This window comes from Pseudomonas silensiensis, from assembly GCF_050434865.1.
Taxonomy (GTDB): domain Bacteria; phylum Pseudomonadota; class Gammaproteobacteria; order Pseudomonadales; family Pseudomonadaceae; genus Aquipseudomonas; species Aquipseudomonas fluorescens_W.
The window spans coordinates 19912-44141 of sequence record NZ_JBNDJH010000023.1 but is presented as its reverse complement, the minus strand read 5'-3'; the positions used below and the strand labels follow the sequence as shown (position 1 = coordinate 44141).

Genomic DNA, 24230 nt, shown 5'->3' with positions numbered 1-24230 from the left:
ATGATATTTGAGCCCAACAGTACCCGTTCCGTTCTCCAGCGAAGAAGCAGTACCAGTATCGTTGTTCAGGCTGGTCTCGATTGTGTTGCAGTGACCGGTGTTGCGTGGTTTTTGATCAATTATCATATCGGCTTCATAACGCAGTCCTATGTCATCCTGCTCCTGTTGCTGCTGGGGGCGCTGGCCGTCGTGTACGACCACTACGCCATTTACCGCAGCAACGTTGTTTTTACCGTCAAAGCCTTCAAGCTTTTGAAAGCGTGGACTGCCACGTTTGGCTTTCTCGTGGCCATGGCCTTTCTTACCAAGCAAAGCGAACAGTACTCGCGCTTATTGGTCGGGCAGCTATTTATTCTTGGATATTTTGCTCAGTTGCTGTTGCACCTCGCGACACGCGAGATGCAGAAGAAATTTTTGGCCCACCCGACTCAATTGGAAAACTCGCTCATCATTGGCTCGGGCGAACTGGCCAGCTATCTTCACAAAAAAATCAGCAATAACCCCTGGCTCGGTGAGCGCATCGTCGGCTGTGTGTTGATTGGCGCGGACGATGATCGGGGAAAGGAAAGTCTGGAAGGCGCGCAACGTCTGTCGATACTGGGCGATATCTCCGACCTTGACGAGTTAGTCGTTAAACATGCCATTCGTACCGTCTATTTCGTGACCCCTCTGGGTGGCTCAGAGGTCATCCAGGATGTTTATCTAAGGCTGTTCGATAAACACATCTCTGTTAACTGGGTGCCTGACATTTTCTCGTTGCGCCTGATCAACCACAGTGTTCGCGAAATTGCCGGCATCCCCGTGCTGACCTTGTCTGAAACTCCGCTGATGGGCATGCGTCTGTTTCTGAAGAACCTTGAGGACAAAGTCCTGGCCTTTCTCATTCTGGTTCTTGCAGCGCCAGTCCTGGCAGTCGTCGCCATTGCCATCAAGCTCGATAGCCCCGGCCCCATATTCTTTCGTCAGCAACGCATGGGGTGGAGTGGTGAAGCTTTCCGGATCTGGAAGTTCAGAAGCATGGTCGTCCATCAGCCGGAAGACGGCGTCGTCAAGCAGGCGCAAAAGAATGACCCGCGCATGACCAGGGTTGGCGCCTTTATTCGGCGGACCAGCCTCGATGAACTACCGCAGTTGTTCAACGTGTTGATGGGGGAAATGTCTCTGGTGGGGCCTCGCCCACACGCTATTCAACACGATGTGCAGTACTCGCCCGATGTCTCGGGCTACTTTGCGCGTCACAACATTAAACCGGGCATCACAGGCCTGGCTCAGGTGCGTGGTTATCGTGGCGAAACGAGGGATATAGAGCAGATGATCCGACGTGTTGACTCGGACATCGAGTACATCAACAACTGGTCGCTTTGGCTCGATTTCATCATCCTTGTACGAACGGTGTTTGCTTTCTCGGGCAAGCATGCCTACTGAGCTGAAATGACCCAGAATACCGGGGTGGCTTCCTGCCCCGGCATGAATTCAGATATCCAGAAACCTGAAGAAGCTGTTATGCCGGAAATAGATCCAGCGTACGCTCAACCTCATCGGGATCGATCCTGAAGCCATTGCCCTCTTGCGTACCGACCACAAAGCCAAAGTTTTGATGATCACGATCCGTAAGATATTTGAAAAAACAGAGGAAGCGATTAGGGGGCTGCAAAACCAGCAGCGAACCACCCGGCTGGAGTACATTAACGCCGTGTATTAGATGACTCCCTTCAATCCCTACCACTGTTCTTGCACCGGCACAGGCCGCCACGATAGTGGCAACGTCGGATTTCGCAGGATCGATAATCCGAAACCCCCTGCGGTCACGCAGACGCTCGGCAAGTTCCAATTCATTGCGTAACAATCGCAATTCTCCCGTGCCGCCTCGCAGAACGAACACGCCTGGGTGATCGCAAACTTTTACGTGCGAGAGTAACTTTTCACCCATCGCCCGAAAGCGCAGGTGCTTATGTCGATTTTGACTCAGGTCGTCAAAGATAACGAGCTCACGAAAAAATGCATCGCGTAAACGAACCGGCGTCATACCAAGCCAGTCCTCATAGCCGGGGGCATGAAGTATGCAGGTCGTAGCGGTGGACACACCGTTGGCAGGCACTGCCGTGGTCACCGGAACGCCTTCCTCGCAGGCTATTGGATAGGTTATGCAATCATCCATTAACCACGAGCCAAACCATTTATTCCCTCCCGCCGTACAAAACATCGCACCGCGATCAATTTCGTTTTCTACGCGAATCTTTGGTAACCATCCAGATCTAGGCGACAACGAAGACTTGGCATTACCTTTGTAAAGAGTGCCATCCATTAACCAGACATCTTTAAGCAGGTAGCCTCGTGTTGCCCCATGTTCAACACTGCCCACTCCTTCCATTGTGCGACGGGGATGCTCGTAAGGATAGAAAAGCTCCCCTGCCCATCCCGTCACACGTTCGAGTTGATTGGGAAGGAAAAAAGCGGGCGGAGCCATTGAGATTTCGCCTGGAGCAATTTCCCACGTTTTCACGGCCAGGTTTTGCAGCGTTAACGACGGCTTGCGTATAAGTCGCGTTTTAAGAATGTGTTTATACGCAGCAAGGCTCCACTTTGATTGGCCGCCACTCGTCAATGCGTTAAATTTCGACATATGCACCTCATCGTAATGTGGTTATACCGAAACAGCCTTTATGGCCAAACACGTAAACCGTACTTCTTTAAAGCAACCTATTCAGGTGGATTCAATAGTTTCCAGAATAGGGGGTAATGCCAGATGAGCATAGCGGCCGCGCAACGTGTCGAGGAGCGCCTCTTCCGGTTTTCTAGAACAATGAAGATATATTTTGAACAGTCCACCAAAACCCATTTCACGATATCGACCCGCGACCTCCTCATCACTGGGTCCGTCCGGCAACCCAAGATGAAGTGTCAGTTTTTTGCCTTCGACAGCAAATAGAGGGGTCTCCCAAAGAAATTGGGCCGCGCCCACCTTGGGCAGTCGAACAAACAAATAGCCGTGATTGCCCAGCGTATCGACATCACCCCCACGTCTTCTCTTCCATTCAAGAAGTCCATCATCCGGGCGTGCCAGACAAGTGCCGATATCATAATAGTCAAAACCATTTTCTATCGCCCATTCAAGCGCCATGAACGTGGTAATCGAGTTGATTTCACGTAACTTCTTGGCATCTGAAAATACAACATCGGGATAGCCGAAACGGATCGTGCTCCAGTAGCGTTTTCCTGCCCGGGTAATGACGCATCCAAGATGGCATGCAACAATTTCATCCTCCAGCAGTACCAGATCGAGCCGCCCGGCATTTTTTGCCACCCTTTGAACCTCATGCGATTCAATTTGAGAGGCGGATGCTCCATGCCTCGCTCTGGCATAGGGCTTCAGCATTTCCCGATCTGCGATTTCAATTTCATCATCGTTCAAGGCCTGTTTCATACGATAGCGCAACCGGTTCTTGCGCAGATTTCGACGCAACTCGGTATTGTACCTGGCGGTAATATCCTCAATTGACCGGCTCAGCGGAACGACAGCACTTAAATATTGAGGCACATATAATGCACCCAAGGTCGGCATTTCACTGACCCACACTGTTCGCGCTGAATTATCCAACTTCAATTGGCTATTAACCGTTTTAGATTCAGCACCCAGTAGTACCTTTACAAATTCCCGCTGTGTTTTCCTGCCCACATAGAGAATTTCAAAGGCACTGTCTTCGCGCAGTTTGAATCTGGCGATTTCCCAACGCCAAAAACATGCCCTCCCCCCTATATCTTGCAGCCAGGCGAGCGCTTTCCTTAGCTCAAATCGCATTGAAGGAGAGATTAACTTACGTATTAATTCGGCTATGTATTTTTTCATTTGGTTATTAGCACACTTCAAGGAATGGCCATTTGAGTTTACAAATCAATAACCTAACTACTCGAAATGAGCGCTCGACAGCCGAGCACTTTTTTTCAAAATATGCGGCGTCTGACAACATTTTGTTGACGCCAATCTTAATGATGAAAACGACCCCGAACATACCCGTCAAGTCGGTAATTCCAACCTGAGTAAAGGTGCTACGTCGGGGTTTTGCAAGATATTTCAGCTGCGTTTTTTATGGCGCCGGCCAGGCGTCAAATTCTTGTAATGTCAGGAATCCCTGTAGATCAATGTGCGCAACAAGAACATCGGATTACCCACCACATAGCGTCTGAATAATCGCTTTGGCTCACTCAGTAGCCTGAACACCCACTCACAACCGAGACGACGCACCCATTGCGGAGCCCGAGTGACCTTGCCGCCGAGGAAATCCAGAATCGCCCCACCGCACACGACCAGACAAGGCACGCCACTGACGGCTAACCTGGCAGCAACAGCTTCTTGCTTGGGCATGCCCATACCCAACACAACCAGTTCCGGTTGAAACTGCCGGGCAAGGTTGATGTAGGTCTCCACCGGCGCGAAACCATGGTGGGCAGAGACTACATTGACCGCAAATACCGCCTCGCTATGCTGCACTGCGTTGGCTAGAAAGGGTTCTTCAGTCCCCCAGAAAGCCACGCGCCGGCCCTTGAACGCGGCCAGCAATTTGGGAATGAAATCGGTGCCATTCATATTCAGTCCCGGCTCCAGGCCGAGGCGACGCAGCAGGACAGCCATGCCGGAGCCATCGCGTAATAACACGTCAGCAGCCGACAACGCGTGATAGTAATCGGTGTTGCCCGCCACCAGGTTCATGGCATGGGCATTGACGAAGCCCAGCACCTTCGTTGACTCAGTCCTGGATAAAGCATCAATCAATCCTTGTTCATCACCCACATCACTGACCACCCTGAGATCCTGGATAATCGTTTGCCAGCTGTGCAACCAGGATAAAGCGCGCATCAAGTGTCATCTCGCTTCGAACGCACCCATTCAACCTGGCGCTTAAGCAAAAATCCGAGGTACAGAGGGATTTTCTTCACCGCGTAGAACGGCGCATACAACAAGGCTGAAAAAGAAATAATCCCGCGACCAAACCGGCTCCATGCCAGCAAGACAGTCACACCCAATATTGCCACCCCGAAAGAAGCTATCAATGCTGGGGCCAAAGCTCCCGACAGCATGAATACCAACCATGACAAACCAAATGCCGCCACCAAGGCCAACGTCAACAAGGCCAACGGAGGGACCAGCAAATCCAGCGTCATCGCCAGCAGACTCCAGTTTCGCTGGCCAATCGATTCCACCAGCAACTTCGGCGTATCCCCAAGGATGACCCCTAGATGACCATGTTCCCAGCGCGTACGTTGGGTCGTTAAACCTTCTTCGCTGCGCGGAAAATAACTGGTCACAAGAGCATCGGGGCAGAACACTGGCGGCTTGCCGCTTCGGCATAAATCCAGGCCCATCTTCAAATCTTCAACGATGTGGCCACTGGCCAACCTGATCAACGTCATATCCCGCCAGACGAAAGCCATTCCCGTGCCCATTAACTGACAGGGCAAACCGAGCCGGGTCCAACCCTGCGGCCGCACCCGGTTCTTCACACACCAGGCAAACTCGGCAAGCCGCACTTTCAGCCCGGAACCTGCTGGAGCACGCATTAAATTAAGTGCTTGCGCTGGTCGCCCTGAGTCGATGCAACAGATTGCCAAACGTTCAATAGAACCCTCGGCCACCTGGCAATCCGCATCGACAACAATCATGACGTCCGGCGCATCGCTCGCCAAATGACGCACCCCACAGTCCAGCGCATAACCCTTGCCACGCTGCTGATCATTGCTGCGTTCCACCACCTCGGCGCCCGCTGTGCGGGCCTGCGCGGCCGTGTCGTCAGAACAGTTATCCGCCACCACCAAAAGGCGATCACCCAAAAGCAACTGCGGCCGAATGCTATTTAACGTCGCGACGATGATCGAGGATTCATTGTGTGCCGGTATCAACACCGCCACCCGCGGTCGCGGTCCTTGCGCAGGCGAGCGCGACCGTACAGGCAGGCAGGCCATCAGCACCTGCACAAACAGCACCAACACCGGCAGGAGGATGAGTATCAGCAGTGCGCTGAACAGCCAACTAAGTAATGTGATCATGCTTGCTCCCTGAACAAATGAGCCAACTTGGCTGCTTCGATATCGATATCGTGTCGTTCCAGCACTCTCTGATACGCCGCCTCGCCCATCCGCTGCAACACTTCGACAGGTTGCGCGAGGCAGTCCGCCAGCGCCGCCGCCAACTCATCCACAGCTCCGGCCGGAAATAACCAACCGTTCTCCCCCTGTCGCACCAACTCGGGTATGCCCGCCACATAGCTCGTCAGCACGGGTCGGCGCAACGCCATGGCTTCCATGATGACCACCGGCAACCCCTCGGCGAAGCTCGGCAACACTAAGGCCCGCGCCGCAAGAATCTCCGCCCGCACCTGATCGCTGCTGATCCAGCCGGTAATTCGCACCCGTGCCTGTAAGCCATGCCGTGCAATCAGGGTTTCGATTTCCGCGCGCATTTCTCCATCGCCGGCCAGTACCATTTCGAACTCCACGTCTTGAGCTGTCAGGATGCGGGCGGCTTCAAGCAGCAAAAGCTGACCCTTCTGCTCACACAAACGACCTACACAAACCAACCGCGGCGCGGATGGCACGGCAACGGCCGGCACATCGTGAAACGCCCTCTCCAGCCCACAATGCACCACCTTTACCCTTGGCCAGTGGGCATGAGCCACCCAGCGATACAGCTGGCTGCGCCCATAAGAACTGATAGCAGCGACAAAGGCTGCGCGCCGGACTTTCTCGCCCAAATGAATAAACTGCGGTTTGTCGAACTCTTCCGGCCCATGTACGGTAAAACTGTACGCCGGCCCACCGAGTACATTGGCCAGCATCACCACCTCGGTTGAGTTGGTGCCGAAATGCGCATGCACATGCTCGGCCCCGAACGCCTGCAACCACATCAGCACGCGACACGCCTCGGCCAAATAAACCAAATGGTAGGGCCAGGAGCGATCGGCACGCCGGCCCATGCGTAGCGCCAGCCACAGCGCCGAAAAAAAGCGTCGCGGCTGGGCGCGCAACACCTGAAGCACAGGCACTAACAGCTCTTTGACCCCGCCCTGCAGCACATACTGGGTTTTATCGCGTTCGGACACGTCCTCGGCATCCACCAATTCGGCATCCCAGCCACGCAGGGCAATGCGCTGCACCACAAACCCCTGACGTTCCAACGCCAAAATTTCGCGACGAATGAAGCTATGGCTGACTTTGGGGTATTGATTGATGAAATAAGCAATACGCATAGGAACCAGACTTAGTTGTCGTTTCAGTGGATTATTACTGCAAGTAACCCCACAGTAGTACAGGTATCAGGAACGTCAACTAGCCACACGGCTGCTGCTATAACTGCCTATCAACACGCTGTCTATCTTTTTAAAGGTATCGTCCAGCAGCTCATAGCGCCTGCGATACATGGCACGTTTTTTTGAAGCAATACTGTCGAGCGGCTTCCTGGACAGAATCATGGGGATCTCAAAAAAATCTTCGCGCTCTGATGGAGTCGCTCCATGCTCTAACCAGATCACATCATAATTGGCCGCCAGCTCTAGCGCTTTGTGAGCGCCAAAATACGGATGACGATGGTGGCGATAGCCATCCCCTACCGCATAGATTTTTTCAACACCGATATTGATGGCAATGTATTTAATAACTTCGATCAGAAAGCTTCTTGGCCGAAGGCCTTCAAAGTCTTTTGTCAGGTCCCTGTAGATACTCAACGACAGTTCACTCTCGACGCCTTTATGTATCCCTTGAACGGCGCCGATAAAAATACATAACTCAGTGTCCGTACGACACAAGGTGAAGGCTATTGACGCAATGCGCAGATCCCCCTGAAACAAGTTCAGCACCAGCTCCCCTTCACGCATAAACCAGAAGGGCCGATCCAGCACCAGGGAACAGCCAGCCGCAAACTCCGACAAATCACTCAGCAGCAAACTGTCACTTCGCCCCAACAGCAATAGCTGCGGACAGCTTTTGGTCACCACTTCGTAATGCGAGGCCAACACACTCAGTTTATTCTTGGGGTTCCAGCTTTTACTGATGTATGGCCAATGAACAACGCCTACACAATCCCCGCCTAATTTCTCAACTCCGGACTTGCCCAGAGCGTTCGACATCCGCCCGCAAAACAACTTCAGCTCGGACCAGTTTTTTGCAACTAATACCAGCATTTTAAACTTATTATTCAATGCCCTTAAAGAATACCCGGCATGTAAAAAAAACACGCTCTTCAATATCACCCAATTATTCATATCAGTCTCACTTGTATTCGATCAGCGCCGTCTTACCGGCGCCGAATCTGTTCAGTAGAAACTTGACTTGCCCGAGCATCTCGGGAAATTTCCCCAGCACGAGAAAGAAAGCCCGCAGCCAGTTTTCGCGCGTGGACCTATCGCCCCCACGAGCCAGGCGCACGACCTGCAATGGATACACCAGCAGCACCAGCAGCCCAAACCATCCCGACACCCAACTCGCGAGAACCGTCACCAGCGGGACACCCAATCCCCAGAACCAGGCACGGCGCGACTCACGCAACCAATGTTGCTCCGGCGCCGCCCCATGCAAAAATGCCCCCTCGGCAAAGGCATAACCACCGCGCAGGGTACGCCGCCACCATTGGCCGAACCGGGTCATGGTTGCATCGTGCAAGGTCATTTCCTCACCCAGACGCCAGACCTTCCAACCATTCCCACGCAGACGCACACACAACTCAGGCTCTTCCCCGGCAATAAGGCCCGGTCGAAATCCGGACGCATCGGCGAAGGCGTCAGCCCGCATCAACGCATCGCCACCGCATGCCTTGGCCTCACCGACCGGCGTATCCCATTCGAAATCACACAACAAGTTGTAAACCGAGTGCTGCGGAAAACGTTCACGGCGCCGTCCACAGACCACCGCGACGTCAGGATGAGTATCAAGAAAGGCCTGCGCCCGGGGCAGCCAGTCGCCGACAACCTCACAATCACCGTCGACGAACTGCACATAACGCATCGCCGGCAATAGGCGTTGCAGGCGGGAAAATCCTTCATTGCGCGCACGCGCTGCAGTGAAGGGAATGGTCATGTCCAACTCGACCACCTCGACCCCAAGCCTCAGTGCCACCGGCACTGAATCGTCCGTTGATCCAGAGTCGACATAAACGACCTTCTCCACCGAACCGACGAGGGAAGTCAGACAACGCTCAAGCCGTAGGCCTTCGTTGCGACCGATAACAACGACACCGATACCCATAGCCATGGCGTTCACTCAGCGACGCAATTGAAGTAATCCATCGGGTGGTTCATGAGAACTCCCTCGAATCTGCGTACTTCCTTTTCTTGATAGTCGCAGGCACGCCCACTGCCACTGAGTCGTCCGGTACATCGGTCAGCACCACAGCATTGGCACCAATCACGACATTGTTACCAATGCGGATATTGCCCAGCACCTTGGCCCCTGCACCGATATCAACATTGTTACCCATCACCGGAGCAATCGGGTCACTCACATTCTTGAGGCCCACGACGACACCATTGCGAATACGGCAATCATCGCCGAACTGCGCATAGCCACTGATTACGATGCCGCCGAAATGATCGATGACGAAGTTGCGCCCGACCACAACCTCACACGGCAGCTCGATACCCGTGACGATCTGCACCAGTTTGAAGAGTACTTTGTATATAAAGGAGAACAACTTGCGTAACAGTGCCGGTCGCACACCGTAACGCCAGCGCCCGAAGCGATAAACCACCATCACCCAAAACCCCTGAGCCCCCCAATCTCCGGCGTATGCACGTAAGTCCGCACGTATGTTTTCGAACATAACTGGCTCTACCGTGTTGGTTGGCTAGCGAATTTGGTATCACGCAGCAGCGCCCAGGTCACACGAGTATGCTGCCAACACGCCCCTAAAGCGGCCCGACCCCGGCCTTTCAATAGCGCCTTGAGCGCCAAAATCAGATCACCCATACTCACCAGTAGCATATGTGAGGCCAAACCAGACAGACCGTGGTGCTTGCGGAAGTACAAAAGCTCACTTTCGATTTGTAACGTGGGTAGCTGACGACTAGCCGCATTGAGCTTGTCAACAGACTTGGCACTTTCACCGCCGATATGCACCACCGTGGTATGCGGGTAGTAAACCACCTTCCAGCCTGCCTGTTTAACGCGTTTGCAGTGATCTATCTCCTCGAAATAAAGGAAGTAGCGCGGATCGAACAAGCCAACCTGGTCGATGACTTCACGACGGATCAGGTAATAGCACCCGGGCACCCAGTCGCACTCACGCACCGAAGCATGATCCCAGGTCATGTCGTCGACTCTCTTCACCGCAGGGAAAAAACGTTCAAGCCCTGTACGCCCGAGGAAGATATTCAACGGCGTCGGAAAATAGCGACACGAGGGCTGTAAATCGCCCTCTCGTCCAACCAGGCGAACGCCGAGGACACCGCAATCAGGATTAGCCTCCATGTACTCGAGGGTCTTGCTCAGGGTATCCGCAGCAACAAAGGCATCGGTATTGAGGAGCAACGCATACTTGCCCTGCAGGTGTTCAACCAGTTGATTATTGGCACGCCCAAAGCCAACATTACTTTCATTGGCCAGTTGCAATGCCTCTGGACAAATAGTTGCCAGACACTCCAGCGAATTATCCGCAGAGGCATTATCCACCACTAAATAGCGCGTGCGATCCACACTATTTGACTGGCGTAACGCATTAAACATCGGCTGCAACAACTCCGCTGTGTTGTAATTAACGACCAACACGTCAAGGGGAGCACTAGCCATTGGGTTGCTCGCCAAAAAAGTGTTGCGATCTCATCGCTATAAGCTTCGGTTCAAGTTCCGGGTCGTATACACCACTGCGCTGCCTGATAAGGTCAATCCACGGATAAGTGGCGCTACGCTCTTCGACTTTCGCCAACACCTCTTCCAGCGTACAAATAACCTTGGCTGGATTACCCCCAACCACTACCCCAGGCGGAACATCCTTTATGACTACAGCACCGGCTGCGACAATCGAATTTGGGCCGATAGTCACACGCGGCATGATGATAGAGCCATAACCGATAAAACAATTATCACGTATGTCGATAGCGCCGACAGAGTCAAGTTTTTTACCATAGCGCACCTCGAGCATGCCAACTACTCCATCGTGGCCGAACAGCGTGCAACACGATAAACCTACATTATCTCCAAGTCGTACTAGCGAAGGGTCAGTTATGTTGGCAGCAGGATTGATCCATACGCCTTTACCGATGGAGTATAGCCCCCCCCACCGAACCATATGTTTAGCCCAGTCATACCCGTTCGGCTTACAGAATTTTTTATAGAGCGACGTCCCATGCCCCGTTGTTTTTGCAATATAAGCAATCGTACGTTTCAGTAGACCAATCATCCTGTCAGCCTCAATTATTTAGCGATAGACATCTGCGCCAGAGTTAGATACACCCTGATTCTTCATTACCACTACTCCAAGAGTAGACGCTTCTCTAAAACCCAACACTCAAATAATCCACACATGCTCCCCCCTTCATGAGTATCTGCCCACCCCGGGCCCCATCTGATGGTTAAGATGATCCGCCAACCTTAGAGCAAGTTGCAAAAGAGGCATCGTGGGGTTACAGGCACCGCCTGTAGCGAAAACACTGCTGCCCGCAACGTAAAGATTCTCGACGCCAAACACTTTGCAGTTCTCGTCGACCACACCAAACTCAGGCGAAGTCGCCATCCGCGTGGTCCCCATATGATGAGCATGGGGATTGAGCTTCAGTGGCAAATCGACGTCATACACACATTCTTCCAGCTTGACGAAGCCCAGCCCTGTATCGGCAAAACACTTGGCCACTTCGAGCCCTATGGACTTGACTGTTTCCCTGTCTGCAGGCGTTAGCTCCCAATGAATCTTGACCTTCCTCATCCCTAACGCATCTCGATCATCGAGCAATGAGATGCGGCTATCAGGGTTGGGAAACTGCTCGATCAGCGTGCCGAGCACCCCATCTCCAGGGCAATCGAATTTGGCAATAAATTCAACCTTGCGCTCCGCACCCACTTCGCAAACCAGGTTCTCGAAAAAACTCTTGATGGACGCCATTCGCCCATAGGATTTCACTTCAGCTACAAGCGTGGCCGTCACATTCCCTTTACCTGACTTGTGCTCCCTCACGAATGCATCGGTCGTGAAATACTCCTGCCGAGCATCTGTACCCTCCCCGTCTTTCAGGATGAAGTTTCCCATTTCGACGTTCAGGTGCTCCATGAAGCATCTGCCGACGAAACCATCCTTGCTTACGACACCGCCAGCTGCGAGAGACTCGCTGTTGAGCAGGTGCCTGGCATTCTCGATCGCGCCTGTCGCCAGAATGAATTGTTTTGCCGTGACTCGCTCTCGATGCAACTCATAGTCCGAGACGACTATCGTTGCTATGCGGCCGGTCTTGCTGTCGAACTCAAGATCGACGCAATTGCAATGGATGAAGACATCCAGCCCCTCGGTCTCATTCAGTTCCCTGGCATATTTTTGTGCAAATCGCGTCGGCGGGCTTAGCAGAAAACGATCAGCCTCAAAGTCAGTGCCGTCCAAAGTCGCATTGATGGCCTTGAATCCGGAGTGCGGCGGAAGATCGACAATATCCATGGCCCCCGGCAGATTGCGCTCGATCTCGGAAAACGCGATGGGCCAACCGGGCACGGGCACCGGAGGGCCTACGGCAAAGTCCGACGGTTCGAATGGACGGCATCGCCCGGCCCAGTGATTGGAGGTCCCGCCAAGAAAACGCAGGCGTGTTTCATGAGCGTAGACCTCGAGGCCCGATGAGGAGACGTTGTAGAGGTTCTGCGAGGTCGGCGAATACTCGTGTCCGCCGCCCTCGACAAGCAACACACGCCGACCATTACCGGCTAAACGCAAGGCCAGCGTAATGCCAGCTGGCCCCCCGCCTATGATGCAGACGTCATAGTGGTCGCGGAGCTCTTTCTGCGATTGGTAGTCTTTGATCATGCTTGTGTTTGCCGAAAATGCCGGGCAGGCAGCACCCATCCGTTGATGACAACAAACTCGGATTTAATAGCAGAAGGCCGGGCAACGGCTTTGGAAAATCCGAACATGAGCCCCCCAAGACTCAATAGAGCAGAAGCCTGGAGGAAGCCTCTGCGCCCCATCACAGAGGTATTCAAATCAGTTTCTCTCATGATTCAAAGCTCCACGACATCAAGATTACGTTGGAAATTTCAACCACACATCAAGGCCATATTTTTTGGCGACCGCCATCAATACCTCAATGGCGACGCTGTGCCACAGCTTTGGAAACATCAAGAGAAATGGATCAGATCAAAGCCATTTGAAAAGATCCGTCAATAACTCCCCACACAAAGCCCCCACCGCCAGCATTGGCAGCACTACCAGCTCACGCTTGAGACTCAACAGCCCCAGACGACCATTGACATAAAAAACCAGGATAAGCGTAGGAAACGTGTACAGGGCAGCGCCCCAAATCGCATATTTGACTCCGCCAATCGCCAGTAACAGAGGCAGCAGCACCCACAACGAGACCACGCGAATAATGTTATCGATGGCCTGGTACTTGGTGAGTCCCAAGGCAATCCAGACCTGATTCGACAGCAGGTAGCGCATGGTGAAAAAAGAGAGTGAAAGAATGGCCATCATGTTGCCGGCCTCAGCGTAACGCTCGTCGTACAAGATGCTGATGAGCAGTGGACTGCCGGTCAGGAACAATCCACAGAGAAACAGGCAGGCCAGATCGAGCATCAATTTCAAGCGGTAGTACAAAGCGTGGAGCCGTGCGGTGTCATTGGTTCTTGTGGCCTCACTGAAGGCCGGCAAGGCCACGGCCCCGACGATCTTTTGCAACGCAAGCTGAACCGCTCCCAAAATCAGCACGGCAATGGAGTAAACCCCCAGTTCAGCGGGCGTCATGCTGCCGCCGAACCAGACACGATCACCGTACAAGGCCAATACGCCCACTGCCGACGACAACAGTATCCAACGGCCGAAGCTGACTAATTCATCGAGCGCAGCACGCTCCCACCGCAGACGGTTGGAAGGGCCCTCAAACCAGAGATGCCCCAACAGCGTGTTGACCATCGATTGGACCAGGCCTGCAATCACCAGCGACCAGATGGACCGGGTGAAGTAACCGATGGCCAGCATGACCACCAGCCCGACGACCTGAGACCCAAACTCGGTGAGCACCACTTTCTTTTGCTGGAAAGCGCGCACTGCCAGGTCCATTTTGGTCGACTGAAAGCCAACGATGATTGCCGAGAAACCGGTCACGGCCAACACCAGCGGCAACTCGGGTGCGGCATAGGTGGAATTGGGCGACCACAGATTAATGGTCTGTGCATACCAGGCGAGGGCTGCGAGAAGAAGTGTCGAAGCAAACAGGATAAAGCCGCGCACGATCTGCACGGTCCAGATGGTATTGAGAAATGCCGGATCGTCGCCACGCGGGCTCTGGATGATGTTCTGGCGCAAGCCGACATCGGAAAGCATGTGCAGAACCAGCGAAACGGTGATGGCGATCATCATGATGCCGAACATCTCCGGCATCAGCAGACGAGCCATTATCAGGTTGCCGCCCAAGCGAAAGGCTTGAGACGTAACCAGCGCTCCCAGATTCCATGCCCCAGCAGAGATCGCTCGCTTACGAAGGCCCAACGTTGGCGACAAATCAACTAGCGACATAGCATCATCCCCCGACTCAATGGCTCAAAAGGAACTATAGTCGCGTTTGGCCATTCCACTAGCGGTCGCTCATCAATCAATAAGTCCAATCATCCATGCCTGAGCACTTCCGAGCGTTAATCGTCATTCTGGTCCTTGCTGTTGTCGTTTTTGCCATGGCACGTCGACCAGCAGCAGATCTGATTCCCGACCGTGATTTCACTCGTCGGCGCAATCTGTGGTTCGTCTTGACGCTACTGGCATTTTTTTCGCACAGTTTCTGGGTGTACGCAGGCATTGCCGCGATCGTTTTGACCTTCGCACGAAATCGCGAACGCAATCCCGTGGCGCTATTTTTCCTTCTGGTGTTTCTTATCCCGCCGTCCACCGCGGAGATTCCGGGCTTCGGCCTGATCAACTATTTTTTTGCCCTTAACCATATTCGTCTGCTGGCACTGTGTGTGTTGCTTCCGGCTTTTTTGGTTCTGCGCAAACGCGCCGACACGGTCCCTTTCGGGCGCACCTGGCCTGACAAACTGTTAGCCGCCTACCTCCTGCTGACGAGCCTGCTTTTCCTGCGAGAAACCACCGTCACTGACACCTTGCGCCAAATGCTCTACCTGTTCCTCGAAGTTTTTTTGCCTTACTACGTTGCCAGCCGGGCGTTGAAGAACCTCAGCGACTTCAAGGACGCGCTGTTCGGTTTTGTACTCGCCGCCATGCTGTTGTCGCTTATAGGTCTCTTCGAATATTCCAAGCACTGGCTGATGTACAGCGCGGTTGTCTACGCCATGGGCATGCAATGGGATCCCGGCTACTTGAGTCGTGGTGGCTCATTGCGCGCCAGCGCCACGACCGGCCAGGCCATTGCGCTGGGCTTTGTCATCAGCGTGGCCATCGGCTTTTACCTGTACTTGCAGGAGGCTGTACGTAGCAAATTGCAGCGCAGCCTCGGCGCACTGTTGCTCGCCGGTGGTTTGTTCGCGCCGTTGTCGCGTGGCCCCTGGATCGGTGCAGCCGTGATCATCGTCGTGTTCATCGGCACCGGTCGTAAAGCGATCAAACGCCTGATGCTGCTGGGCGCCGCCGGTGCGCTCGCCCTTCCCTTGCTGGCCATCGTGCCGGGCGGGCAAAAAGTCCTTGATCTGCTACCGTTTATCGGCACGGTGGAAGTGGAAAATATCACCTACCGGCAGCGCTTGATTGACAACGCCGTGATCGTCATCCAGCGCAACCCTTGGCTGGGCTCTTTCAATTTCCGCAACACGCCGGAAATGCAGTCCATGATTCAGGGCCAGGGAATCATCGATATCGTGAACACCTATATCGGCATCGCGCTGTCGTTCGGTTTGATTGGCTTGACGCTTTTCGTGGTTTTTTTCGCCACTGTCCTGCAGGGCATCCGCAAGGGGATGCGTTCGTTCCCCAACCAAGACGATGAGGCACGCCGACTCGGACGTGCACTTCTGGCGACACTGGCCGGGATCCTGATCACCATCGTTACCGTTAGCAGTATCACGGTCATCCCCGTGGTGTATTGGTCGGTGGCTGGGCTAGGCGTCGCCTACGCTCAGATGGCACGCAGGCTCAAGCAGACCTCGACGGCCGTCACGGCGAGCGCCCACCTCCAACTCAGGTAGACCCCATGATCCAGTTGTTTCGCCGCCCACGGATACTGATCCTGCTGCTGTTTTTTGCTATTTGGCCGTTTCGTACCTGGGCGTCGGACTGGGTCATCAGTGTCGATGAGCGCAACGGCCTGCCCATGCTGGAGCGTGGAGGCAGTCCGGCAATTGCTACGACATTCTCGTTCTTTGGGCGCAACTGGGACTGGACGTATTTGCAGACCGAATTCAAGGTCAATACACCTTATCGATACTCCCTTGCCGGTAAAAACAAAGCGCTGGATTTCGACTTGGCTGCGCAGATTCAGAAGCAAGGCGAGCAAAAGCTGACCTGGAACTTTGCCGTGGATGCACACAGCGGGAAGTCGGGCATTTCAGGTGGCGGCATCGTTTTCGAATTCGACCCTGCTCTGTTTGCTGGAGAAATGGGCGAGCCCACTTTGCTACCCGACAACCGCGGCTGGACCTGGGGCAATGCACAAGGGCGACGCATCGAGATGCGCTTCGAGCCCGCGCTGGCGAGTGTGTACCTTGAACCGGGCAGTAAATCCGAGGTGCGTGCTTTTTTCTTCAAGAACACGATCAAACCTGGCCGCCTGGATTTCACCGCCACCTTGACCGTTTCTGGCGATGTGGCGATCGGCCCAACCACTACCGAGCGCTTCGGGTTGTCGGACCCAAAGAGCTGGCCGACAGACAAGCTTGACTGGAAAACCTCGCCGGTCGACCTGTCCTTTCTCAACGCTCAGGAAAAACCGGCAGGCAAGCGCGGCTTCATCAAAGCCTCCGGCGAGCAATTGCTATTTGCGGACAACACTGAGGCGCGTTTCTGGGGCACCAACCTTTCGGCCTACTCGCTGTTCCAAACGTCAGACGATGCAATCAAGCTGCAGGCCAAACGCCTGTCGGCACTGGGCTTCAACCTTGTTCGACTGCACCACCATGACTCGCCATGGGTCTTCCCGAACGTCTTTGGCGACGGCAGGGTCACGCGCAGCACCCAGCAACTGAGCCCGGAATCGCTGAAAAAAATCGACTGGTGGATCAAGTGCCTGAAAGACGAAGGCATTTATGTGTGGCTCGATCTGCACGTCCAGCGAGTCTTTACTGAAAACGACAACATTTTTGGCTTCGATGAATTGCCAAAAGAATCGGGAAATTTCACCTATCTCAAAGGCTATTCCTATGTGAATCTCACCATTCAGAAAGCCATGAAGCGCTTTGCCGAAGCCTACATGACTCATGTAAACAGCTATACCGGTCTCGCCTATAAAGACGACCCGGCGATCGCCGCCGTACTGATTACCAACGAAAACGACGTCACCAACCACTTTGCCAACGCTCTGTTGCCAGACAAGAATCTGCCGAAGCACAACCGCGTCTACATGGCCGAGGCCGAGGCCTTTGCCAAGCAGCACAATCTATCTGCAGACCAGACCTGGCGTTCCTGGGAGCCAGGCCCCTCCAAGCTGTTCCTCAACGATCTGGAGCGACGTTTCAACGTCGACATGATTCAACACCTGCGTGGAATAGGCGTGAAGGTCCCCATCGCCACGACAAGTAGCTGGGGCCGCAACGGTCTGAACTCCCTGCCGGCCCTTACTGCCGGCGACGTAATCGATGTCCATAGCTACGGGGGCTCGGGACAGATAGAGAAAAACCCGCTTTACAGCGACGGCATAGTGAATTGGATTGCCGCCGGCCAGGTCATTGGTAAACCCTTGACCGTGACCGAGTGGAACAATGAGCCCTTCCCGATACCAGACCGTCACTCGTTGCCACTCTATATCGCCGGTACCGCCCGCCATCAGGGCTGGGATGCACTGATGCAATATGCCTACAGCCAGGAGCCACTAGGGGCCCAAGGGATGAGTGCCAACAACTGGCACGCCTATAACGACCCTGCAATGCTGGCCACCCTGCCCGCCGCCGCCTTGCTTTATCGCCGTGCAGACGTTCGCGAAGCAACAACGACCTACGTCTTCGCGCCGACGCCAGGCACCCTGTTCAACCAAATGATCACACCGGCCAACTCTGCTCTACTGCGCACAGCCATGGAGAAAGGCAAGCTGGAAATCGCTATGCCACAGACACCGGAATTGCCCTGGTTGCAACAGAGCGTTATCCCAGGCAATGCACAGCAATTTCATGACCCTGACCAGTCGCTGCTGGACGCCAATGCCAGCGAGTCCACGACAGACACGGGTGAGCTGAAGCGCAACTGGAAACAAGGCATCTACACCATCAACACAGCGCGTACCCAGGCCGCTACCGGCTGGATCGGCGGCGAATCGATCAGCCTAGGCAACATTCAGGTTCAAGTGAAGACCGCCAACGCCAGTGTGGTGGTGCAAAGTCTGGACGACGCGCCTTTGAGCCGATCGCAGGATTTACTGATTTCGTTAGGCACCCGTGCCATCCCCCAGGACGTCGACAAAATACCTTTTTACGTTGAGCCCCTCGAGGGCACGCTAACCATCCAGGCGCCGCAAGGCTTGACACTGTTCACCCACGGCATTCTGGGGCAAATGAAGAAGCTTCCCGCGACCTACCTTGATGGCCGCTATACCATCAAGTTCGATGGCTTGCAGGCGTCGAACTGGTTGTTTTTGAAAAAAGGTGTCACGCCAGCACAACCTTAGGCGATGCGCAGCCGACCTCAACTTGATGGAACAACGCCTTGCGGCGTTGTTCCGCGAGGCTCTTTAAAGGGCGTCAAAATCAAACGTTGGAACATAGCCTGCGCCGAGCAGATGTGGACACTTCGACGATACAAAATCATCACTTAATAAATCATCCGAACTTTTGTACTTGTTCGTGAAGACCCCTGTGATATTTAAAAGCGTATGCGGCAAGGACGATACGCTGATTTTCTGACTTTCTCTTTCCTTCAGCTTTAAAAGCTTAAGCGCTTGCGGGCTTGAAACATTATCGGATGCCCAGATAAATGCCGAAACCGGGAGGTCATATTTATTGCCAATCCCATGCCCCAAGAGCCCTCGACTGTCATCCATCATGTTTTCACCGTGATCCGACGAATAAAACAAAACAGATGGCTTCTTGCTTGACTTCAATTGTTCAATAATCGTGCTTAACAGCCAGTCCGTATACAAAATACTATTATCATATTCTGCGGTGATTTTGTCTTTGAAGCTGTCTGTAGACGGCTTGAACTTATCGAAATTTTCTGGATATCGGCGTGAGTATTCGAAATGACTACCTTTGACATGAATGAATATGGCTTTCTTTTCTGTACCGCTTTTATTGAGTATTTTTTCATACTCTGAAATCATTGCTCCATCATAGCTTCTCTCAAAATATTGACGGTACTGTGCCTCTGCAGCTATTTGTGGAATTATTCCACCAAAACTATCAACCTCCTGTACAGACAACCAATAGGTCATGTACCCGGCTGCCCGATAGATACCCACCAATGATTTGGTTGACGCAATGGCGTCCCAATCCGATATAGGCTCAAGGCTCAGCATTGAAGGAACCGCATAGGAGGTATAGGGGGCTGTCGTGCAGATCTGATTAAACTTGAAAAGCCCCGCCTGCTTACCGAGATTCGGCGTGGTTTCCTTGTTATAGCCGTAGAGGGACCAGTTCTGCGGCCGTGACGACTCACCGATGACAAAAACAATGGTTTCTATATTTGATTGATTCGACAGGCTGGTTATTTTTACCTCAGATTCCCGACGGCGCTTGATAAGCTCCCCCGTCCCCATATACAAATTTGCAGTAAGGGTAATTTGCGACAAATAACCTGCTGGCGTGCTTTGATCTTTTGCCAGGAGATCCATGACTGCAGATTTCCCGAAAGAATTAAGCTTGACGGTTTTATAAAAATACGCCCCATACCCCACTACCAAGGCGCTGATAACCAAAACAAAAACACCTTTGTTTTTATATAATTCGCGCTTATGCAGGCCGATTAATCCAGCCCCATAGCAAAATATTAAAATCACCAAAACGATACTGATGGGCTGCCAATAGGTCGGTAGAAATTCGCTGGCCTCCTGAAAGTTTGTCAAGCCAATAAATATATAAGCAGCTGTTAGTCTCGAGTTGAAATTCAAAACCAAAAACAGATCAATGGCTGCTGCCAAATAGAACGGCAACAGAATGAGGTGAACCTTGAATTGATTGGATGAAATGAATCTAATTGCCAACAGCCACAACACTGACATGCCAAGGGTGTAAACAACCAACAAATCAATTTTAGAGTATTGATAGTTTGTTAGCGTTCTAACAATCAACGGCGACAACAGAAATGACCACAACACTAAATTTGGCCATTCTGCTTTAAATATTTTTAATGAGTAATCGATAACTTTGGCAGAGTTTTTCATTTGATAATTATTCTCGCAGGTTACCCATATGCCTCCTCAGAGGGTAGCTCCAATTGGCGCGCTCGCCGTATCGTGTTCGAAATATTCTCTCCTTTGGCGTTCCAAACGTAGTGAGCCTCAGCTATTAATGGTCAGGTGGATCGCGTTGTCGTTGCAATCTGCGCTTGCACAGCACTAGTGCCCAGGAAATCGGAGATCAGGATGAAATTTTTGGTGGTGGGTGGCGCGGGTTATATCGGCTCGCACATGTTGAAACAGCTACTGAGTGCAGGTCACGAACTGGTGGTGGCAGACAATTTCTCAACGGGTTATCGCAGCGCGTTGAGGGGCGGGACATTGATCGAACTGGACATAGCCGACGAACAGGCGCTGGACGCCCTGTTTGCGGGACACCACTTCGATGCCGTGTTCCACTTCGCCTCCTTTATACAGGTGGGCGAATCCGTCGCTGAACCTGCCAAGTACTATCAAAACAATGTCGCCGCCACCCTGACGCTGCTCCAGGCGATGGTTCGCGCCGGAGTCAAAAACTTCATTTTTTCCTCGACCGCCGCCGTCTACGGTGACCCGGTGTATGTGCCTATCGACGAGAAGCATCCCAAGGCCGCGATCAACCCTTATGGTCGCAGCAAGTGGATGGTGGAGCAGATGCTTGAAGATTTCGACCGCGCATACGGGCTGAAATCGGTCTGCCTGCGCTACTTCAACGCCGCCGGAGCAGACCCTGAGGGACAGCTGGGTGAACGCCATGAACCGGAAACCCACCTGCTGCCCCTGATCCTGCAAGCCGCCTCCGGACGGCGCGCAACCATCACTGTCTATGGCCGTGATTACGACACGCCTGACGGCACTTGCATTCGCGACTACGTCCACGTTGTCGACCTCGTTGCCGCTCACGCGCTTGCTGTGGATTATCTGTTGGCAGGAGGTGCAAGCACGGCGTTCAACCTCGGTAACGGTCAAGGTTTCTCAGTACAGCAAGTCATAGATACGGCGCGCTACGTGACCGGCCAGGATATCTCTGTCAGTGAAGCGCCACGTCGCGCGGGCGATCCACCACGCCTTGTGGCCGATCCCCGCAGGGCCAACACATTACTTGGCTGGCAGCCGCAATTTGGCTCACTTGAACAGATAGTGGCGCACGCCTGGAGCTGGGAGCAGAAGTACCCTTGGCACTGACTGTCGGCGCTAGCCAATAGCGCCGATCTCCTGCGGGGATGCTCTAGTAGTAGGAGCGGTTTTCGGGCTCGGCTTTGTTCAACACCGTGCCAATCAGGTTGGCTGTCCCAAGATGATGCAGGCTTTCCTCGATCTCTTTCTTGCTGTTCAATCCATTAGCGACAACGAGCAGGACGCAGTCGAACCTGGGCAGGACGTTAATCACATCATCCGAACTCAACAGCGGCGGCAAGTCGAAAATCACGATGCGTGAGTTGTAGCGCTCGCGCAGATCAGCAATCAAATGGCTCACTGCAGGCGATGACAACACCTCGGTGGAAAGAGGAATCGGCTCACGCGTCGGCAGGACCACAAAGCGCGGCAAGGTCGGATTGACCAGTACTTCTTGCAGTTCAGCTTCATCGGCCAACAATTCATTAAGCGATTTATCCATCGGCAGACCCAGATACTCACCCACCTTCGGACGACGCAAGTCGAAGTCCACCAGTAACGCCGTCTTGGTCGTGTGATGCGCGATACTCATTGCCAGGTTTATAGCCAACACCGTCTTGCCTGCCTCTGGAGTCGGCGAGGTGATGGCGAGCGTGCGCCAGCCATTTTCTTCCATGATTTTCAGCACTTGTGTACGCAGTAGATCGAATGCCCCGCCCATATTCGAATTTTTGTTGTAAGCCACAATGCGGTGGCGCTCAAGGTGATCGGGTCGCAAAGGTACAACTTTGGTTTGCACATAACTGAGAGCATTCAGACCTGTGGACTGCACGGTCGGTGTCATGGCTTTTGACGAGGTCTGTTGCTCGGCTTTTTCGGTATCGGGATTGAACATTTCCATGGCTATATTCCTTATGCAAACCGGCCCAGAGCTTTAAACATCAGAAGATCCAGAGGCATGTAGAGGAAGTGCAGGAGCACCAGAAAGATCGCGATAGTCGCGACCCCACAGACGATCAATAGCATTCGCCACTTCCTGCGGCGTGCCAGTTCAGCCTTGGTGTGAATGTAGGGAATGGAAACCAATACGCGTCTACCCAGCACGCTGGCCAAGGCCTGGGCACCGCGCACACGCTGACTCATCATCTCGATGAGCATCACCAGCGCGCCAGCACCTACCGGGGCAAGCAAGAATCCCATGGCAACCACTTTTTTACGGTTCGGCCGTACCGGCTTCTCGGGCATCAGCGGTGACTCCAGAAGCACAAAACGCTCGGCTTTGTTTTCCTGCTCCAGGCTTTCGGAAATTTTCGCACTCATTTCCTTCGTGCGAATCTCCTCATATTTTTTACGAGCATTATCATGGTCACGCATCACCGTGACCAAGCCGCGCTCGACTTGCGGCGTCTCAAGAATTTGTGCCTCGTATTCGGCTATTTTGCTGAGTATTTGCTGCTTTTGATCCGCCAGCGACTTGATACGTGCTTCTGCTGCGGAGATCCGCGCCTGGGCCTTGGCAATGTCCAGGTTGACCGACGCTGCACCATCAGCACCTTTGCCAGCCTCAAGTGCAGCAATTTTGCGTTTGACGGCACGCACGTCAGGGTGGGCTTGCGTATACAGCGACTGCAACCGGGTGTACTCCGCTTTGAGGCTAGCCAGATCCTGTGGTTTATCAGCTGCCGCACCGGGTGCTCCAGGTTTGGTCGCTAGCCCGGCATTCGCGGCGGAAAGCTCCAACTCATTGAAGCGCAACTCCTCACGGGCAGTTTTGTAGTCACGGTCGACCTCTTTAAGCTCGGTTTCGGCGCGCGTCAACATATTCATGCGCAGCTCCTGATGCTCGGGCAGCGCGTTGCTGTGTGCCTGCTTGAAGTCCGCCAACCGGTTCTCAAGGGCTTCCAGTTCCACCCTGAGCTTGTCCGCCTCCTGCGTCAGGAACTCTGTCGTTTCACTGGCGCGTTCGGTGCGCTGCTTGATGTTTTCATCCAGAAACAGCGTCACCAGTTCTTTGGCAACTTTGTTCGCAATCTCTGGCTCCCTGTGTTCAAAGGAAAGACGGAAAGCAATCGTCACCTCTCCGCGCCCCTTGACGGCAGCGCTGACCAGGGAGACCACAATCGCATTGCGCATTTCTTCGATCTTCTCGGTAACGCTCAGTTGCCGACTTTGCGAAGCGAAAAGATTGTATTTGTTGATGATCCCTTCCAGATGTTCACGGGTCATCACGCGCTGGCGAATGACTTCGATACGCTCATCAGCAAAGGTATTGTTGTTGGCTGACACCAGGTCTGGCGAAATCTGCTGAGACTCCACCAGAATCGTGCCGGATGACTCATAGGTAGGCGGGAGAGAAATCGCTACCGCTATGCACACGCCGAGTATGACCACGAAACTCAGGATCAACAGCAGGGCGTGGTGCTTGATGATAGCTAGGTAGTCGTTGAACGACATTTCGTATTCAGAGGCCAT

At 53.5% G+C, this 24230-nt stretch carries 20 protein-coding genes; 4 read left to right on the top strand and 16 right to left on the bottom strand.

Annotated elements, in window-relative coordinates:
• A complete protein-coding gene (locus tag QF010_RS26230) occupies positions 1 to 1425 on the top strand; it encodes an undecaprenyl-phosphate glucose phosphotransferase (protein ID WP_033056667.1) in 1425 nt (474 codons plus the stop codon).
• Positions 1426 to 1501: 76 nt separating this feature from the next.
• On the opposite strand, the gene QF010_RS26225 is transcribed toward QF010_RS26230, so the two are convergent.
• The 13 genes from QF010_RS26225 to QF010_RS26165 all read right to left on the bottom strand — a co-directional run bounded on the left by QF010_RS26225 (position 1502) and on the right by QF010_RS26165 (position 14692).
• Positions 1502 to 2623: a glycosyltransferase 61 family protein gene (locus QF010_RS26225; protein WP_033056669.1), complete on the bottom strand. Its 1122-nt coding sequence runs from the start codon at positions 2621 to 2623 to the stop codon at positions 1502 to 1504.
• Between the two features lie 81 nt (positions 2624 to 2704).
• The gene (locus tag QF010_RS26220; protein ID WP_033056672.1) at positions 2705 to 3847 is read right to left on the bottom strand and encodes a hypothetical protein; all 1143 of its coding nucleotides are present in this window, start codon (positions 3845 to 3847) and stop codon (positions 2705 to 2707) included.
• Positions 3848 to 4120: 273 nt separating this feature from the next.
• On the bottom strand, positions 4121 to 4855 hold the full coding sequence (locus tag QF010_RS26215; protein WP_429534257.1) for a WecB/TagA/CpsF family glycosyltransferase: 735 nt from the start codon (positions 4853 to 4855) through the stop codon (positions 4121 to 4123).
• Entirely contained in the window at positions 4855 to 6042 is a 1188-nt protein-coding gene (locus QF010_RS26210; RefSeq protein WP_429534217.1) for a glycosyltransferase family 2 protein, read from the bottom strand. Before QF010_RS26210 ends, QF010_RS26215 begins: the two co-directional genes overlap by 1 nt.
• Positions 6039 to 7241, bottom strand: coding sequence for a glycosyltransferase (locus QF010_RS26205; RefSeq protein ID WP_429534216.1), 1203 nt, complete (start codon positions 7239 to 7241; stop codon positions 6039 to 6041). Before QF010_RS26205 ends, QF010_RS26210 begins: the two co-directional genes overlap by 4 nt.
• A gap of 75 nt (positions 7242 to 7316) precedes the next feature.
• Complete coding sequence (locus tag QF010_RS26200; RefSeq protein WP_033056682.1) at positions 7317 to 8252, bottom strand: DUF535 family protein; 936 nt, start codon at positions 8250 to 8252, stop codon at positions 7317 to 7319.
• 7 nt (positions 8253 to 8259) lie between these two features.
• Positions 8260 to 9237 carry a glycosyltransferase family 2 protein gene (locus QF010_RS26195; protein ID WP_033056685.1) on the bottom strand — a complete coding sequence of 326 codons (978 nt, stop codon included), beginning with the start codon at positions 9235 to 9237 and terminating at the stop codon, positions 8260 to 8262.
• Between the two features lie 43 nt (positions 9238 to 9280).
• Complete coding sequence (locus tag QF010_RS26190) at positions 9281 to 9805, bottom strand: serine O-acetyltransferase (protein ID WP_033056687.1); 525 nt, start codon at positions 9803 to 9805, stop codon at positions 9281 to 9283.
• An 8-nt stretch (positions 9806 to 9813) separates the two neighbouring features.
• Positions 9814 to 10770 carry a glycosyltransferase family 2 protein gene (locus QF010_RS26185; RefSeq protein ID WP_429534215.1) on the bottom strand — a complete coding sequence of 319 codons (957 nt, stop codon included), beginning with the start codon at positions 10768 to 10770 and terminating at the stop codon, positions 9814 to 9816.
• The gene (locus tag QF010_RS26180; RefSeq protein ID WP_033056691.1) at positions 10763 to 11380 is read right to left on the bottom strand and encodes an acyltransferase; all 618 of its coding nucleotides are present in this window, start codon (positions 11378 to 11380) and stop codon (positions 10763 to 10765) included. The genes QF010_RS26185 and QF010_RS26180 overlap by 8 nt, the downstream gene beginning before the upstream one ends.
• A 135-nt stretch (positions 11381 to 11515) precedes the next feature.
• Entirely contained in the window at positions 11516 to 12985 is a 1470-nt protein-coding gene (locus QF010_RS26175; protein WP_033056692.1) for an FAD-dependent oxidoreductase, read from the bottom strand.
• Positions 12982 to 13176: a hypothetical protein gene (locus QF010_RS26170; protein WP_082459078.1), complete on the bottom strand. Its 195-nt coding sequence runs from the start codon at positions 13174 to 13176 to the stop codon at positions 12982 to 12984. The genes QF010_RS26175 and QF010_RS26170 overlap by 4 nt, the downstream gene beginning before the upstream one ends.
• Positions 13177 to 13315: 139 nt before the next feature.
• Positions 13316 to 14692, bottom strand: a complete 1377-nt coding sequence (locus QF010_RS26165; protein WP_033056693.1) for an oligosaccharide flippase family protein — start codon at positions 14690 to 14692, stop codon at positions 13316 to 13318.
• A gap of 95 nt (positions 14693 to 14787) precedes the next feature.
• Between QF010_RS26165 and QF010_RS26160 the strand changes: the two genes are divergently transcribed.
• The gene (locus QF010_RS26160; protein ID WP_033056694.1) at positions 14788 to 16311 is read left to right on the top strand and encodes an O-antigen ligase family protein; all 1524 of its coding nucleotides are present in this window, start codon (positions 14788 to 14790) and stop codon (positions 16309 to 16311) included.
• A 5-nt stretch (positions 16312 to 16316) separates the two neighbouring features.
• Positions 16317 to 18938 (top strand): glycoside hydrolase 5 family protein, encoded by a 2622-nt coding sequence (locus QF010_RS26155; RefSeq protein ID WP_033056695.1) that lies wholly within the window; start codon positions 16317 to 16319, stop codon positions 18936 to 18938.
• 63 nt (positions 18939 to 19001) lie between these two features.
• Here QF010_RS26155 and QF010_RS26150 read toward each other — a convergent pair whose 3' ends face one another.
• Complete coding sequence (locus tag QF010_RS26150) at positions 19002 to 20648, bottom strand: phosphoethanolamine transferase (protein ID WP_033056696.1); 1647 nt, start codon at positions 20646 to 20648, stop codon at positions 19002 to 19004.
• A 201-nt stretch (positions 20649 to 20849) separates the two neighbouring features.
• On the opposite strand from QF010_RS26150, the gene galE reads away from it, so the two are divergent.
• Positions 20850 to 21827, top strand: a complete 978-nt coding sequence (galE, locus tag QF010_RS26145; RefSeq protein WP_033056697.1) for a UDP-glucose 4-epimerase GalE — start codon at positions 20850 to 20852, stop codon at positions 21825 to 21827.
• A 43-nt stretch (positions 21828 to 21870) separates the two neighbouring features.
• Here the strand turns inward: galE and QF010_RS26140 are convergent, their stop codons facing one another.
• Together QF010_RS26140 and QF010_RS26135 are read right to left on the bottom strand one after the other, a co-directional pair.
• Positions 21871 to 22602, bottom strand: coding sequence for a CpsD/CapB family tyrosine-protein kinase (locus QF010_RS26140; protein WP_231670535.1), 732 nt, complete (start codon positions 22600 to 22602; stop codon positions 21871 to 21873).
• A 68-nt stretch (positions 22603 to 22670) separates the two neighbouring features.
• On the bottom strand, positions 22671 to 24230 hold the full coding sequence (locus QF010_RS26135; protein WP_033056699.1) for a GumC family protein: 1560 nt from the start codon (positions 24228 to 24230) through the stop codon (positions 22671 to 22673).

Bases quoted from the DNA above. Each gene is read 5' to 3' on its own strand.
- QF010_RS26185 (WP_429534215.1), bottom strand. From the start codon at position 10,770: ATGGCTAGTGCTCCCCTTGACGTGTTGGTCGTTAATTACAACACAGCG.
- QF010_RS26200 (WP_033056682.1), bottom strand. From the start codon at position 8,252: ATGAATAATTGGGTGATATTGAAGAGCGTGTTTTTTTTACATGCCGGG.
- QF010_RS26195 (WP_033056685.1), bottom strand. From the start codon at position 9,237: ATGGCTATGGGTATCGGTGTCGTTGTTATCGGTCGCAACGAAGGCCTA.
- QF010_RS26140 (WP_231670535.1), bottom strand. From the start codon at position 22,602: ATGACACCGACCGTGCAGTCCACAGGTCTGAATGCTCTCAGTTATGTG.
- QF010_RS26160 (WP_033056694.1), top strand. From the start codon at position 14,788: ATGCCTGAGCACTTCCGAGCGTTAATCGTCATTCTGGTCCTTGCTGTT.
- QF010_RS26225 (WP_033056669.1), bottom strand. From the start codon at position 2,623: ATGTCGAAATTTAACGCATTGACGAGTGGCGGCCAATCAAAGTGGAGC.
- QF010_RS26210 (WP_429534217.1), bottom strand. From the start codon at position 6,042: ATGATCACATTACTTAGTTGGCTGTTCAGCGCACTGCTGATACTCATC.
- galE (WP_033056697.1), top strand. From the start codon at position 20,850: ATGAAATTTTTGGTGGTGGGTGGCGCGGGTTATATCGGCTCGCACATG.
- QF010_RS26220 (WP_033056672.1), bottom strand. From the start codon at position 3,847: ATGAAAAAATACATAGCCGAATTAATACGTAAGTTAATCTCTCCTTCA.
- QF010_RS26135 (WP_033056699.1), bottom strand. From the start codon at position 24,230: ATGGCCTCTGAATACGAAATGTCGTTCAACGACTACCTAGCTATCATC.
- QF010_RS26180 (WP_033056691.1), bottom strand. From the start codon at position 11,380: ATGATTGGTCTACTGAAACGTACGATTGCTTATATTGCAAAAACAACG.
- QF010_RS26165 (WP_033056693.1), bottom strand. From the start codon at position 14,692: ATGTCGCTAGTTGATTTGTCGCCAACGTTGGGCCTTCGTAAGCGAGCG.
- QF010_RS26215 (WP_429534257.1), bottom strand. From the start codon at position 4,855: ATGCGCGCTTTATCCTGGTTGCACAGCTGGCAAACGATTATCCAGGAT.
- QF010_RS26155 (WP_033056695.1), top strand. From the start codon at position 16,317: ATGATCCAGTTGTTTCGCCGCCCACGGATACTGATCCTGCTGCTGTTT.
- QF010_RS26150 (WP_033056696.1), bottom strand. From the start codon at position 20,648: ATGAAAAACTCTGCCAAAGTTATCGATTACTCATTAAAAATATTTAAA.
- QF010_RS26230 (WP_033056667.1), top strand. From the start codon at position 1: ATGATATTTGAGCCCAACAGTACCCGTTCCGTTCTCCAGCGAAGAAGC.
- QF010_RS26175 (WP_033056692.1), bottom strand. From the start codon at position 12,985: ATGATCAAAGACTACCAATCGCAGAAAGAGCTCCGCGACCACTATGAC.
- QF010_RS26190 (WP_033056687.1), bottom strand. From the start codon at position 9,805: ATGTTCGAAAACATACGTGCGGACTTACGTGCATACGCCGGAGATTGG.
- QF010_RS26205 (WP_429534216.1), bottom strand. From the start codon at position 7,241: ATGCGTATTGCTTATTTCATCAATCAATACCCCAAAGTCAGCCATAGC.
- QF010_RS26170 (WP_082459078.1), bottom strand. From the start codon at position 13,176: ATGAGAGAAACTGATTTGAATACCTCTGTGATGGGGCGCAGAGGCTTC.